General features: G+C 70.4%; 12 protein-coding genes. 6 read left to right on the top strand and 6 right to left on the bottom strand.

What is annotated here, in order from left to right; all coding sequences use genetic code 11:
• Nucleotides 1–17: 17 nt before the first annotated feature.
• On the top strand, nucleotides 18–2,456 hold the full coding sequence (locus Actob_RS01595; RefSeq protein ID WP_284918153.1) for a helicase-associated domain-containing protein: 2,439 nt from the start codon (nucleotides 18–20) through the stop codon (nucleotides 2,454–2,456).
• A gap of 131 nt (nucleotides 2,457–2,587) precedes the next feature.
• Entirely contained in the window at nucleotides 2,588–4,249 is a 1,662-nt protein-coding gene (locus Actob_RS01590; protein ID WP_284918152.1) for a DNA repair helicase XPB, read from the top strand.
• On the opposite strand, the gene Actob_RS01585 is transcribed toward Actob_RS01590, so the two are convergent.
• The 5 genes from Actob_RS01585 to ku form a co-directional block, all read right to left on the bottom strand.
• The gene (locus Actob_RS01585; protein WP_284918150.1) at nucleotides 4,246–4,764 is read right to left on the bottom strand and encodes an HAAS signaling domain-containing protein; all 519 of its coding nucleotides are present in this window, start codon (nucleotides 4,762–4,764) and stop codon (nucleotides 4,246–4,248) included. The genes Actob_RS01590 and Actob_RS01585 overlap by 4 nt on opposite strands.
• A complete protein-coding gene (locus Actob_RS01580; RefSeq protein ID WP_284918149.1) occupies nucleotides 4,761–5,105 on the bottom strand; it encodes a PadR family transcriptional regulator in 345 nt (114 codons plus the stop codon). The genes Actob_RS01585 and Actob_RS01580 overlap by 4 nt, the downstream gene beginning before the upstream one ends.
• Nucleotides 5,106–5,275: 170 nt before the next feature.
• A complete protein-coding gene (locus tag Actob_RS01575) occupies nucleotides 5,276–6,580 on the bottom strand; it encodes an MFS transporter (RefSeq protein ID WP_284918148.1) in 1,305 nt (434 codons plus the stop codon).
• Nucleotides 6,581–6,639: 59 nt separating this feature from the next.
• Nucleotides 6,640–7,128: an NUDIX domain-containing protein gene (locus Actob_RS01570; RefSeq protein ID WP_284918147.1), complete on the bottom strand. Its 489-nt coding sequence runs from the start codon at nucleotides 7,126–7,128 to the stop codon at nucleotides 6,640–6,642.
• A gap of 13 nt (nucleotides 7,129–7,141) precedes the next feature.
• Complete coding sequence (gene ku / locus Actob_RS01565; protein ID WP_284918145.1) at nucleotides 7,142–8,077, bottom strand: non-homologous end joining protein Ku; 936 nt, start codon at nucleotides 8,075–8,077, stop codon at nucleotides 7,142–7,144.
• A 91-nt stretch (nucleotides 8,078–8,168) separates the two neighbouring features.
• On the opposite strand from ku, the gene ligD (Actob_RS01560) reads away from it, so the two are divergent.
• From ligD (Actob_RS01560) to Actob_RS01550, 3 genes are all read left to right on the top strand, one after another.
• Nucleotides 8,169–9,107 carry a non-homologous end-joining DNA ligase gene (ligD, locus tag Actob_RS01560; protein WP_284918144.1) on the top strand — a complete coding sequence of 313 codons (939 nt, stop codon included), beginning with the start codon at nucleotides 8,169–8,171 and terminating at the stop codon, nucleotides 9,105–9,107.
• Nucleotides 9,100–10,008 (top strand): non-homologous end-joining DNA ligase, encoded by a 909-nt coding sequence (gene ligD / locus Actob_RS01555; RefSeq protein WP_284918143.1) that lies wholly within the window; start codon nucleotides 9,100–9,102, stop codon nucleotides 10,006–10,008. Before ligD (Actob_RS01560) ends, ligD (Actob_RS01555) begins: the two co-directional genes overlap by 8 nt.
• A gap of 511 nt (nucleotides 10,009–10,519) precedes the next feature.
• Nucleotides 10,520–11,404, top strand: coding sequence for a helix-turn-helix domain-containing protein (locus tag Actob_RS01550; RefSeq protein ID WP_284918142.1), 885 nt, complete (start codon nucleotides 10,520–10,522; stop codon nucleotides 11,402–11,404).
• Here Actob_RS01550 and Actob_RS01545 read toward each other — a convergent pair.
• Nucleotides 11,398–11,856, bottom strand: coding sequence for a DUF2231 domain-containing protein (locus Actob_RS01545; protein ID WP_328518410.1), 459 nt, complete (start codon nucleotides 11,854–11,856; stop codon nucleotides 11,398–11,400). The genes Actob_RS01550 and Actob_RS01545 overlap by 7 nt on opposite strands.
• Nucleotides 11,857–12,264: 408 nt before the next feature.
• Between Actob_RS01545 and Actob_RS01540 the strand changes: the two genes are divergently transcribed.
• Nucleotides 12,265–12,711 (top strand): DUF6232 family protein, encoded by a 447-nt coding sequence (locus tag Actob_RS01540; protein ID WP_284918140.1) that lies wholly within the window; start codon nucleotides 12,265–12,267, stop codon nucleotides 12,709–12,711.
• Nucleotides 12,712–13,264: the final 553 nt, after the last annotated feature.

The raw sequence follows: 13,264 nt of genomic DNA, 5'->3' as shown, positions 1-13,264 counted from the left end.
CGTTAGCGTTGAAGACGATGGCCACCACATTTGCGGATCAACTCCGGTCGCTGCCCGACGAGGCGCTGGGCGCGCTCCTCCAGCTGCGCCCCGACCTGGTCGTTCCGGTGCCCGCCGACATCTCGGCGCTGGCCGTGCGCGCGCAGTCGCGCGGCTCGGTCGCCCGCTGCCTGGACGGGCTGGACGAGTTCACCCTGACGATTCTCGACGCCGCCCGGGTCACCCGGGCGGCTGACACCGCCCTCACCTCGGTGCCGGCCATCCTCGACCTGGCCACCGGGGTGGCCGAGGACGACGTCCGGGTGGCTGTCGACCGTCTCCGGGTCCGGTTCCTGCTGCACGGCCCGCTGGAGGCGCTCCAGGTGGTCGCCGCGGTGGACGAGGTGACCTCGCCGTACCCGGCCGGGCTGGGTCGCCCGGCGGATTACCTGGACCCGCACGCGGCGGCGCTGGTCGCCGACCGGGCCAAGCTGCGCCGCACCGTGCTGGCCGCGCCGCCGGGCGCCCGCGCGGTGCTGGACCGGCTCGCCGCCGGCCCGCCGGTCGGCACGCTCAGCCGTGGAGGCGAGCTGCGCAACGGCGACACCCGCGGCGGTGACGCCGGGCGCGGCAGCGAGGTCGCCGAGTCGATCCGCTGGCTGGTCGACCAGCACATCCTGGTACCGATCTCGGAGGCCGGCCGCGCCCCGCGCGCCGACGGCGACCTGGTCGAGCTGCCCCGCGAGGTGGGCCTGCTGCTGCGCCGGGACACCGGACCGCTGGGCGCGCTGCGCCCGTTCCCGCCGCTGCCCGAGGCGCCCGCGCGCGACCCGAAAGCCGTGGACTCGGCCGGCGCCGGGCAGACCATGGAGGCGGTGCGCGCCACCGAGGCGGTGCTGGAGGCGCTCGCGGCCGAGCCGGCCCCGGTGCTCAAGACCGGCGGGCTGGGCGTACGCGACCTGAAACGGCTGGCCCGGGCGGCCGGCGTGGACGAGGCGGGCGCGGCCCTGCTGATCGAGGTGGCGCACGCGGCCGGCCTGCTCGGCGAGACGGAGACCCCGGTGCACCGGGCGCCCGGCGCGGTCCAGGACATCTTCCTGCCCACCGGGACGTACGACCTGTGGCGGGCGGCCGGGATGGCGCACCGCTGGATCACCCTGGCCCACGCCTGGCTGAGCATGACCCGCCAGCCCGGCCTGGTCGGCCGGCGCGACGAGCGGGACCGGCCGATCAACGCGCTGGCCCCGGACGCGGAGCGGGCCGGTGCGCCGCAGGCCCGGCGAGAGGCGCTGGACGCCCTCGCCGAGCTGGAGCCGGGATCGGCCCCCGCTGTCGACGATCTGCTGGCGCTGCTGGCCTGGCAGGCGCCCCGCCGGGCACGCGGGCGCGAGCTCGGGCACCGGGACGGGTACTCCGGGGCCGCGTTGCTCGGGATCACCGGGCTCGGGGCGCTCACGTCGTACGCGAGGCTTCTGCTCACCGACGCCGAGGCGACCGACAGCGATCCGCTCGGCCTGCACCCGGAGGAGGCTCCCGCGGACGCGGTCCGCGCCCTGGACCACCTGCTGCCCGCACCGGTCGACCACGTCCTGGTCCAGGCGGACCTGACCGTGGTGGTGCCGGGACCGCCGGAGCCGGAGCTGGCCGGCGAGCTGGACGTGGTCGCCGAGCCGGAGTCGGCCGGCGGGGCCAGCGTCTTCCGGGTCACCCCGGCCAGCGTGCGGCGTGCCCTCGACGTCGGGTACACCGCGGCCGACCTGCACACCCTGTTCCGCCGGCGGTCCCGGACGCCGGTGCCGCAGACGCTCACCTACCTGATCGACGACGCGGCCCGCAAGCATGGCGGGCTGCGCAGCGGTTCGGCCGGCTCCTACCTGCGCAGCGACGACGAGGCGCTGATCGTCGAGGTGCTCGCCGACAAGCGGGTGACCGGTCTCGATCTGCGCCGGATCGCGCCGACAGTGCTGGTCAGCCCGCGCCCGGTGGCCCGGCTGCTGGGCGCGCTGCGCGAGGCCGGGTATGCCCCGGTCGCCGAGGACTCCGGTGGCGCGACCGTGCTGACCAGGCCGAAAGCCCGGCGCGCGCCGAGCCGCACCCCGCGGGTCATGGAACCGGCCGGCCCGCCGTCGCTGGCCGGGCCACGGCTGGCCGGGGTGGTGGAGCAGCTGCGGCGCGGCGACATCGCGACCCGGGCGGCCCGGCGGGCACCGGTCACCGTGCGCGCGGCGCAGGGGCAGGCGGTGCCCGGTCTGACCGCGGTGCAGCAGCACACCCAGGCGATGGCGGTGCTGCAGCAGGCGGTCCGGGACCGGGCCAAGGTCTGGGTCGGTTACGTCGACTCGCATGGCGCCACGCTGTCGCGGCTGGTCCGGCCGGTCTCGCTGAGCGCCGGCTACCTGCGTGCCGAGGATGAGCGCGGGGAGAGCCTGCACACGTTCGCCCTGCACCGGATCACCGCGGCGGTCACCGAGGAGTGAATGTTCTGCCGGGTCGTGCACGCCCCCGTTGCGGCACGACCCGGCACAGGTACACACGCGCGAGGCCGCCGGAACGTTGCACACGATTTCCGTGGCAGACTGGAGGGTCGCCTTTTGACCGGAGGTTGTGCGTGAACGGCGGACCACTGATCGTTCAGTCCGACAAGACCCTGCTCCTCGAAGTGGATCATCCGGATGCCCAGGCCTGCCGGATGGCCATCGCCCCGTTCGCCGAGCTGGAGCGCTCGCCCGAGCACGTGCACACCTACCGGCTGACCCCGCTCGGCCTGTGGAACTCGCGGGCCGCCGGGCACGACGCGGAGAGCGTCGTCGACGCGCTGATCAAGTTCTCGCGGTACCCGGTGCCGCACGCGCTGCTGGTCGACGTCGCCGAGACGATGGACCGCTACGGCCGCCTGCAGCTGCTCAACGACCCGGTGCACGGCCTGGTCCTGCGCGGCCTCGACAAGATCGTGCTGCTCGAGGTGTCGAAATCGAAGAAGCTGGCCGGGATGCTCGGCGCCCGGCTCGACGACGAGACCATCGCGGTGCACGGCTCCGAGCGCGGCCGGCTCAAGCAGGCGCTGCTCAAGCTGGGCTGGCCGGCCGAGGACCTGGCCGGTTACGTGGACGGCGAGGCGCACTCCATCGATCTCGCCGAGGACGGCTGGACGCTGCGGTCCTACCAGCAGGAGGCGGTGGACGGCTTCTGGGCCGGCGGCTCCGGCGTGGTGGTGCTGCCGTGCGGCGCCGGCAAGACGCTGGTCGGTGCGGCAGCGATGGCGACGGCCAAGGCGACCACCCTGATCCTGGTGACCAACACGGTCGCCGGCCGGCAGTGGAAACGGGAGCTGATCGCGCGTACCTCGCTGACCGAGGAGGAGATCGGCGAGTACAGCGGCGAGCGCAAGGAGATCCGGCCGGTCACCATCGCGACGTACCAGGTGCTCACGTCGCGGCGCGGCGGCACCTTCACCCACCTGGACCTGTTCGGCGCGCGGGACTGGGGGCTGGTCATCTACGACGAGGTGCACCTGCTGCCCGCGCCGATCTTCCGGTTCACCGCCGACCTGCAGGCCCGCCGCCGGCTCGGGCTGACCGCGACGCTGGTCCGGGAGGACGGCCGGGAGGGCGACGTGTTCTCGCTGATCGGCCCGAAACGCTACGACGCGCCGTGGAAGGACATCGAGGCACAGGGCTGGATCGCCCCCGCGGAGTGCGTCGAGGTGCGGGTGACGCTGACCGAGGCGGAGCGGATGACGTACGCGGTGACCGACTCCGAGGAGCGCTACAAGGTGGCCGCCACCGCGCGTACCAAACTGCCGGTGGTCAAGGCGCTGATCGACCGGCACCCGGACGAGCAGGTGCTGGTGATCGGCGGTTTCCTGGACCAGTTGCACACGCTCGGCGAGTACCTGGACGCCCCGATCGTCGAGGGCTCGACCACGAACAAGGAGCGGGAGCGGCTGTTCGACGCGTTCCGCTCCGGCGAGCTGCGCACCCTGGTGCTCTCCAAGGTCGGCAACTTCTCCATCGACCTGCCCGAGGCGGCGGTGGCGATCCAGGTCTCCGGCACGTTCGGCTCCCGGCAGGAGGAGGCGCAGCGGCTCGGGCGGGTGCTGCGGCCCAAGGGCGACGGGCGGCAGGCGCACTTCTACACCGTCGTCTCCCGGGACACCATCGACACCGAGTACGCCGCGCACCGGCAGCGCTTCCTGGCCGAGCAGGGGTACGCGTACACCATCGTGGACGCGGACGACGTGCTCGGCCCGCCGTTGCCGCAGGTCGACTAGAAGCTTGCCGTCGGCGCGATCGGGGCCGGGGGCGCCGTCACCGCGGGCTCGGGCGGCCCGTCGCCGGCGCTCCGGGACATCACCAGAACGGAGCCGAGGCAGAGCACGATCACCACGCCCACCACCGCCAGGATCGCGAAGATCCACTTGCCGGACTGCCCGGCCCGGGCGAGCGGCGACGGCTGCAGGGGCGGCGTCTGCCCGCTGGACGGCGGTGCCGGCGCGGTGAACGGGGGCGGTGCCGGCGCGGCGAACGGAGCCGGGCCGGCGGCACCCTCGCGGGCGGTGCCGGCCTCCTCGTAGGCCGCGGCGGCGACCACCTCCGGGCTGCCCAGCCGCTCCAGGATCTCGATCAGCTCGCTCTCGCTGCGCACGTTGCGGTCGGTCCGCTCGGTCTCGATGTGCGCGGCGAGGTCGGCCAGCAGCTCCCGGCGCTGCAGCAGCGGCAGGCCGCTCAGGCGCAGGTCCACCTCGTGCAGATATTCACCGACCACGTCGGTCTGGTTGGGGTTCATGCGATCTCACCGGTTCCCACGAGACGGTCGACGGTCTGACGGAACGACACCCACTCGGTGCGGAACGCCGACAACGCGTCCCGCCCGGTCGGGGTGAGGCTGTAGTAGCGGCGGGGCGGGCCGCTGGGTGACTCGGCCCATTTGCTGTCCAGCATGCCGCCCCGGCGCAGCCGGGACAGCAGCGGATAGATCGTGCCCTCGGTCGCGGCGAGAGTCCGCTCTTCGCCGAGCCGGCGCACGATCTCGGTCCCATACCGGTCCTCGAACTCCACCATCGCGAGCACGCAGAACTCCAATGTCCCGCGACGGAGACCGGAGGCCAACGGTGATGCCTCTGCCATGCACGACAGAGTACCTTGCGGCGCAAGGTAGCGCCTTCCATGATCATCCGCCCAGCCGGAACTCCGGACCGGACCGGAAAGTGACGCCCCACCGGGTCGCCGGCTTCGAGCCGGCTGAGCTGCCCCGAAACAACACGCCCAGCCGACTGGGCCGCCCCGCAACAGCAGGCTCAGCCCGCCGCCGCGGCGCGGGCCTCCGCCGACGCCGCCCACTCCGCGTCGGCCGCCTCCTTCAGCGCGACCCCATGCTCCCCGTCGTACCCGACGAACTTCGGCAGCGCCGCCGCCAGCACCAGGCTGCCCGCCACGCACAGCGCCCCGCCCACCCAGATCGACCCGCCGACCCCGAGCGTCGTCCGGGCCATCAACCCGGACCGGAGCTGCCCGAGCAGCGGCCCGGTGGTGTACGACAGCATCTCGATCCCGGCCAGCCGCCCGCGCAGATGATCGGGGATCGTCTGGTTCCAAATGATCATGCGGAACAGCCCGGAGACCATGTCCGCGGCACCGGCGAAGGCCAGGGAGAACAGCGTCAGCCAGAGCATGTCGGAGAGCCCGACCCCGACGATCCCCACCCCCCAGAGCGCGGCCGCGATGATCACCATGAGGCCGTGCCGGTGCACCCGCTGGGTCCAGCCGGAGCCGACAGTGGCGACCAGCGAGCCGACCGCCGGAGCGGCGTAGAGCAGGCCGAGCACCTGCGGGCCGCCGAGCCGGTCGGCCAGGAACGGGTAGAGCGCGGACGGCATGCCGAAGAACATCGCGTTGATGTCGACCAGATAGGTGCCGAGCAGCTCGGGGCGGGACTTGGCGTACTTCAGGCCGGTGACCACGCTGCGCAGCGACGGCCGGTCGGCGGCCGGGGGCGGCGGCACCGCCTTGACCAGGGTCAGGCAGACCAGCGAGACCGCGAAGGTGAGCAGGTCGAAGGTGTAGACCCAGGCCAGGTCCAGGGTGGCGATCAGGATGCCGGCCAGCGAGGGGCCGATCAGCTGGGAGAACTGCCGGCTGAGCGACTGCAGGGCCATCGCGGCCGGCAGTTCCTCGGATCGCACCAGCCGGGGCAGCATCGCGCCCATTGCCGGTTGTTGCAGACCGGCCACCGCGGCGGTGAGGAACGCGCAGACGTAGAGCACCCACAGATGCGGCTCGGCGGAGAGTGCGTTGATCAGCAGCAGGCCGCAGATCACCGCGAGCGCCGCCTCGCTGCCCCGGACCAGCAGCCGGCGGTCCAGGTAGTCGGCGAGCGCGCCCCCGACGAACGCCATGATCAGAATTGGGGCCAGCTCGCAGACCCCGATCAGGCCCACCATGAGCGGGTCGTCGGTCAGCTTCGCCACCTGGTACGGAATGGTGACGTAACTGATGAACGACCCGAAACTGGTCACCGCGCCACTGACGAAGACGAGCCGGAAGTCCCGGGAGGTGCGTAACGGGGTCAGATCCACGCTCAGCCGGCGTTTGCGGTCGGTCACGAGGGGCCATCCTGCCGGGGGCAGCGTTCTCCCGCACCGCGATTTACGCCATATGTTCGCTACTTCATGACCAGCCGGCCGCTCCTGCGGAACTCGTCGAGGTCGGCGAGCGCCTCGTCGATCACGAACGATTTCGGCCCGGGCAGCGCGTCGAGCGGGAAGAAGCCGGCGTCCACGCTCTCCTCGGTCTCGCGGAGCAGCTCGCCCTCCCAGCTGTGCACCACGAAGGTCATCAGCACCTGCTGGTACGTGTGCCCGTAGTCGTTGGTGTAGGTGTACGCCGTGTAGAACGCGTACGGCGTCAGCGAGGTGGCCCGCAGCCCGGTCTCCTCCCACAGCTCCCGGACCGCGCACTCCTCCATGCTCTCGCCCAGCTCCATCGCACCGGCCGGGATGGCCCACCGGTGATTGTCCGAGCGCTGGATCAGCAGCAGCCGGTTCTGCTCGTCGAGCAGCACGGTGCGCGCACCGACGAAGAAGATCGTGTCGGTGTCGCCGATGCTCGCGCGCACCTTGCCCAGGTAAGACTCAGCCCACGTCAATGCCACCCGTGAAGCCTAACTACGCGCTCTTCTTGGTGGCCTTCGCCGCAGTGGTGGATTTCCGCGGCGCGGTGGCCTTCTTGGCGGCCGGCGTACTTTTCGCGGCTTTTTTCGCGGGAGTGGCTTTCTTCACGGCCTTCTTGGCCGATTTTTCGGAGTTTTCCGAGTCCGCCTCGCCACGCGCCTTCTTGGCCCGCTCCACCGAGGCCTTCAGTGCCGCCATCAGGTCGACAGCGGCCGGCGCCGCCTCCTCCGCCTCCTCCGGCTGCACCACCTCGCGGCCCTCCACCTTGGCGTCGATGACCTCCTGCAGCGCCGCCCGGTAGTTGTCGCTGAAGTCGTCCGGCTGGAAGTCCCCGGCCATCGAGTCGATCAGCGAGCTGGCCATGGCGAGCTCGGCCGGCCGGGTCTCGATGTCGTCGTCCAGGAACCCGAACTCCGGCGCGCGCACCTCGTCCGGCCAGAGCATGGTGTTCAGCACCAGCACGTCGTCCCGGACGCGCAGGGTGGCCAGCTGCTCCCGCTGCCGGATGGCGATCTTCACGATGGCCACCCGGTCGGCGTCCCGCAGCGCGTCCCGCAGCAGCACGTACGGTTTCGCCGCCTGCCCCTCCGGCTCCAAGTAATACGCCTTGGCGAACAGGATCGGGTCGATCTGCTCGGCCGGCACGAATTCCAGCACGTCAATGGCGCGCGAGGTGCTCAACGGAAGATCGGCGAAGTCCTCATCCGTCAAGATCACCATTTCCCCGCCGCCGATGTCGTATCCCTTGGCGATGTCGTCATAGCTCACCGCCTCGCCGTCCACGGAGCAGGTGCGCTGGTACTTGATCCGCCCCCCGTCGGTGCGATGGACCTGGTGGAAGCGGATGTCCTTCTCCTCGGTCGCCGAGTACAGCTTGACCGCGATCGACACCAGACCGAACGAGACCGCGCCTTTCCAGATCGCTCGCATGATCGTCTCCCAACCCCCGTCACGGCACCTGATCAGAATGTCATTACTGGGACGCCTGCGTAAGGTGAATGCTTTTGCCTATGGTGATCGGGTGCCGGGATCACCGCTGTCCCCGATGCTCGCGACCGCGGGCCGGCTTCCCGTGGGCGCGGACTGGAGCTACGAATTCAAGTGGGACGGAGTCCGGGTTCTCGCGCTGTTCAGCGGCGGGCCGCCGGACCTGTTCGCCCGCTCCGGCGCCGTGGTGACCGCCGCCTACCCGGAGATCGCCGAGCTGCACCTGCCCGAGGGCACCCTGCTGGACGGCGAGATGGTCTGCTTCGACGCGGCCGGGCGCCCCTCGTTCACCGCCCTCGCCGAGCGGATGCACGTCCGCGACCCCAACCGGGCGGCCCGGCTCGCCGCCACCCTGCCGGCCACCTATCTGATCTTCGACCTGCTCTATCTCGACGGCATGGACTACACCGGGCTGCCCTATCTCGCCCGCCGCGAGCGCCTGGAGGAGCTGGATCTGGCCGGGCCGCGCTGGATGGTGCCGCCGTCGTTCGGCGACGGTCCGGCCACCGAGGCCGCCGCGCGGGAGAACCACCTCGAGGGCGTGCTGGCCAAGCGCTCCGACTCGGTCTACCTGCCCGGCCAGCGCTCCCCCGACTGGATAAAGGTCAAGTTCGACCGGACCGGTGACTACGTGATCGGCGGCTGGCGACCCGGCGCCCGCAAGCTGGGCGGCCTGCTGATCGGCGTGCCGACCCCGGACGGCCTGGCCTTCCGCGGTCGGGTGGGCGGTGGGATCGGCGCCGTCGCCGAGAAGGAGCTGCTGGCGCGGCTGACGCCGCTCGCCACCCCGGATTCGCCGTTCGCTTCCGGAGCGGTGCCCCGCGCGGATGCCAAAGGAGCGATGTGGGTACGCCCGGAGCTGGTCGCCGAGATCCGTTACGGCAACCAGACGCCCGACCGTCGCCTCCGGTTCCCGCGCTTTCTCCGGTTGCGTGACGACAAGAGACCCGCGGAGTGTTCCGACGATGCCTGACCGTTTCGTGGTGCGGCTGGAGGGTCGCGACCTGGAGCTGTCCAACCTGGACAAACCGATGTTCCCGGCGGCCGGCTTCACCAAGGGCGAGGTGATCGACTACTACACCCGGATCGCCCCGCTCCTGCTGCCGCACCTGCGCGACCGCCCGGTGACCCGGATCCGCTACCCCAACGGCGTCGAGGGCGCCCACTTCTTCGAGAAGAACAAACCCGCCGGTACGCCGTCCTGGGTGCGCCTGGAGACGTTGCCGGCACCGGGCTCCACCAAGAGCCGGGAGACCATCGAGTACGTCGTCGTCGACGAGCTGCCCACCCTGGTCTGGCTGGCCAACCTCGCCGCGATCGAGCTGCACACCCCGCAGTGGCGGATCGGCGCCGACCCGGATCTGCTCGTGGTCGACCTGGATCCGGGCGCGCCGGCCGGGCTGCGGGAGTGCTGTGCGGTGGCGGTGCTGATGCGCGACCGGCTGGCCGAGGACGGGATCACCGCGTACCCGAAGACCTCCGGCAAGAAGGGCATGCAGCTGTGCTGCCCGATCTCCGGCACCCAGACCGCCGACGTGGTCTCCGGTTACGCCAGACGCGTCGCCGAGGAACTCGCCAGACTCGTCCCCGCCTCGATCACCGCCAAGATGGCCAGACAGCTGCGCCCCGGCAAAATTTTCATCGACTGGAGTCAGAACAACGCCGCCAAGACGACAGTCACCCCGTACTCCCTGCGCGCCGGCGCCTCACCCACCGCGTCGACTCCACTGACCTGGGCGGAAACCGAGGCCATGGCGACCGGTGACACCGAGGCCCGTCAGTTCACCGCCGCCGAGGCCCTGCACCGCGCCGACACCCACGGCGACCTCCTCGCCGACCTCCTCGATCCCGGCCCCGAGCTGCCCGTTCACTGATCACCGAGGGGCGGTCGGCCGTTCGGCGGGACGGCGGCTCCGCGCACCTGGCGGCGCCGATCGGCGTACCGGAAAGCGGTGGCGCCGAAGCAGCGCGGACCTGGGCGGGTGCCGCGATCGTGCCGGCTGCGAATGATTCGAATATCGGTCAGTTCGGGTGCTTGGCGGTGAAAAGCCGCCAAGCAACCTGCAGCATGGCACTCTGTCTGGTGGCGAGCAGCCGGATGGCGTGCTTGACTGGATTTCCAGAGCTACGCGGGCGGATGCGTAGCAGGGAGCAGTTCGGCACCCGGCGGCAACCGGGTGCCGCTTCCTTGTGAGGCCACTTCACCGTCGGGGCGTTGCGGTCGCGGCGTTGCGCCCGGCTGGGCGGTCGCGATCGCCGGGCGCCACACTGAGAGTGCGGCCATGCCTACTCTGCGGTTGCCATCGCTGTTCTGATAGGACAGTAATAAGAACGGCTCTCGGCGGCGCCCGCCGCCGGGACGGACCACGACCTGATGAAGGATCCATGCCTGAGGGCGATTCACCCACCGTCGCGCGCCGGCGTGTCCGGCTCGCGATTCGTGAGGCGCGAGAACACGCCGATCTGACACAACTCCAGGTCGCCGAGGAGATGGAGTGGTCGCTCAGCAAAGTGATCCGCATCGAGAACGGCGACGTCTCGATCTCGCCGAACGACCTGCGGCCGCTGCTGACCTTCCTCCGCATCAGGGATAAGGAGACGATCGCCAACCTGGTCGCGGATGCGCGGATCGCGCGGAAACGCCAGCGGCAGGCGTGGTACCAGACCCCCGAGTTCCGGGAGAACCTGACCGACGCCACCCGGAAGCTGATCGAGTACGAGAACGAGGCGGCCCAGATGCGGTCGTACTCGGTCTACTTCGTTCCCGGTCCCCTGCAGACCCCGCAGTACGCGGTGGCGCTGATGACCCGGTACGAGGACGAGCTCACCGAGGACCAGCGGCAGCGCCGGATCGCGGCCCGCCAGTTGCGCCGGGACGCCCTGCTCGGCCGGGCGTCGGCCGGTGAGGTGCGGATCCTGGTGATGCTCGACGAGTCGGTGTTGCGACGCACCATCGGTGGTCCGGCGGTCTTCGCCGATCAGCTGCGCGAGCTCCGCCAGCTTGCCGCGGACAACGTCATCACCATCCGGATGGTGCCGTTCACGCTGGACGCGGCGGTCACCAACAACGCCATGTTCGACCTGCTCACGCTGGGCGAGGGCGAGGTTCTCTACCGGGAGACCGGGCTCGGTGACGAGATGAACGAGGACCGGGAGACCACCGGCAAGCACCGCGCCCGGTTCGACAAGATCTGGGACGAGGCCGCCGACGAGGCGGCGACCCTCGCCTTCATCGACGACCAGATCCGTAAGCTGGAAAAACTTCAGTAGTTACGCGGACCGGCCGCCGCCCGGGCGAAAGCCGGGGCCCGGCCGTTGGCCAGCTCACCGGCGAACCAGGCACCGAAACCGGCCAGGCCCAGGGCGAGCAGCTCGACCAGGAACAGGCCGCCGCCGGCCACCCGGTCGGCCGCCCGGATCCGGACCATCAGGATCACCGCGAACGCCACCAGGACGCCCATGTTGATCAGAGTGCGGAGCGCACCCAGCCGCCGGGCCTGCGGGCGGCGCAGCAGCATCACCTCGATCGCACCGGCCAGCATCGCGGGCACCCCGACGACCAGGCCGGCCACGATGTTCCAGTAGGCCAGGGCGCCCAAGATGGTAGGCCCGCCGAGCAAATCGGCAATGTCAAACAAAACGGCCATCGCGAACAGGCCGAGCGGGAACATCACCAGGACCGGCTGCACCGCCTGCCCCGCTATCCTTAGTCGGCTCTCCATCCGGTTCGCCCTCCCCTACCTGCGGAAATACAGGTTCGTTGCGGCTTTCCACGGTTGGCCTACCCGGTCGATATGGCTATGAAACCGTCCTCGCGCATGCCGGGCGCCACACGCCCGGTCCGCCGCCCGCTTCCCCGTAATCTGCAACATGGCAGTTTGCGCTGTGGCGAAGGGAAACGTGGCGTGCTTCACTGAGCGTAGAGCAACAAGGGCGGAGTGGAGGGAGAGACAAAACAACGGCACCCGGCGGCAAACGGGTGCCGTTGTCACCTCTACCGCGCTTTCGTCCTTGTGCGACGTTCCCATCGCGACTGTTCAAGTGCACGAGCGAGGCGGGGATTCGTCTCTTGCGCCAATGGTGGCCTCGACCGTCTCTACCTCGCAAGGTAACGCGAGAAGGAGTGCGCCATGAGCACACGCGGTACGCGGACCTACTACCGTGGGTCGGATGCTGAGATCACCGAGGCCTTCTTCACCTGGCACACCTCGCCGGAGTCGTTGAGCTTCACCGTCGCGGACCTGCGTCACGTCGGGCTGGTCCAGGCCCCGGCGCGGACCCGGCCCTATGCCCCGCACCTCGCCGCCGGAACGCTTCTGGCGGTCGCCGCCGCGTGGACCCTGCTGGCGAACCCGACACTGTATGTGTTCGGCTTCCTCGCGATCATCGGCCCGATCCTCGCGTTCTTCTGGCGCCAGCCCCGGCGCTGGGAGCTGCACGCGCAATATCACGGCACCGCTGTGGTGCTGTACTCCTCGAGTGACGTCCGGGTCTTCAACCAGGTGGGCCGGGCGCTGCGCCGCGCCATGGAGGACGGCCGGCGTACCCCGTGGGGTTACGGCCTGGCCGCCGCCTGACCAGCCGACCTGGCATTTTCCTAATGGGTGACAAGGGGGATTCGAACCAAAACCCCACCTGGGACGTCTCGTTCTGATAGGACAGTACTAGGATATCCGCGACCTCGCTGACTGACAGTGGTCTTGTTGCCACAGTGCCGCCTGATACGCAGCAGTCAGCGAGGTAGCAAAGTGACTAGCTCCACCGCTCGGTTCGACTACTTCAACGATGAAGGTCCCATGGCTGAGGGTGTCTCACCCACTGTCGCGCGGCGACAGGCACGACTCGTCCTCCCGGATACCCGGGCACGAGCCGGCCTCACCTACCTTCCGGTCGTCATCGAGACGGGCTGGTCACCCGGCATTGCACCGCACGCGGACCACGGAGCCGGCGCGACACGACGCGCGCACTTCGACCGGGTCCAGCACGAAGCCGCAGACGAAGACGACACGATCCGATTCCTTCGGCAAGCCCTGGAAAACGGCAACCAGAACCGCTCGGCCTGGGCGCACATATAGAAAAGCAAGCCGTGCCCAGCGTCGGGCACGGCATAAACCTGTGGAGAGTCCCCAG

This window comes from Actinoplanes oblitus (assembly GCF_030252345.1).
Lineage (GTDB): Bacteria > Actinomycetota > Actinomycetes > Mycobacteriales > Micromonosporaceae > Actinoplanes > Actinoplanes oblitus.
This window is presented reverse-complemented; position numbering and strand designations above follow the sequence as displayed.

Excerpts from the sequence above, each read along its gene's own strand:
- Actob_RS01595 (WP_284918153.1), top strand. The coding sequence starts at position 18 with ATGGCCACCACATTTGCGGATCAACTCCGGTCGCTGCCCGACGAGGCG.
- Actob_RS01585 (WP_284918150.1), bottom strand. The coding sequence starts at position 4,764 with ATGAACCCCAACCAGACCGACGTGGTCGGTGAATATCTGCACGAGGTG.
- Actob_RS01580 (WP_284918149.1), bottom strand. The coding sequence starts at position 5,105 with ATGGCAGAGGCATCACCGTTGGCCTCCGGTCTCCGTCGCGGGACATTG.
- ku (WP_284918145.1), bottom strand. The coding sequence starts at position 8,077 with ATGCGAGCGATCTGGAAAGGCGCGGTCTCGTTCGGTCTGGTGTCGATC.
- ligD (WP_284918143.1), top strand. The coding sequence starts at position 9,100 with ATGCCTGACCGTTTCGTGGTGCGGCTGGAGGGTCGCGACCTGGAGCTG.
- Actob_RS01550 (WP_284918142.1), top strand. The coding sequence starts at position 10,520 with ATGCCTGAGGGCGATTCACCCACCGTCGCGCGCCGGCGTGTCCGGCTC.
- Actob_RS01545 (WP_328518410.1), bottom strand. The coding sequence starts at position 11,856 with ATGGAGAGCCGACTAAGGATAGCGGGGCAGGCGGTGCAGCCGGTCCTG.
- Actob_RS01540 (WP_284918140.1), top strand. The coding sequence starts at position 12,265 with ATGAGCACACGCGGTACGCGGACCTACTACCGTGGGTCGGATGCTGAG.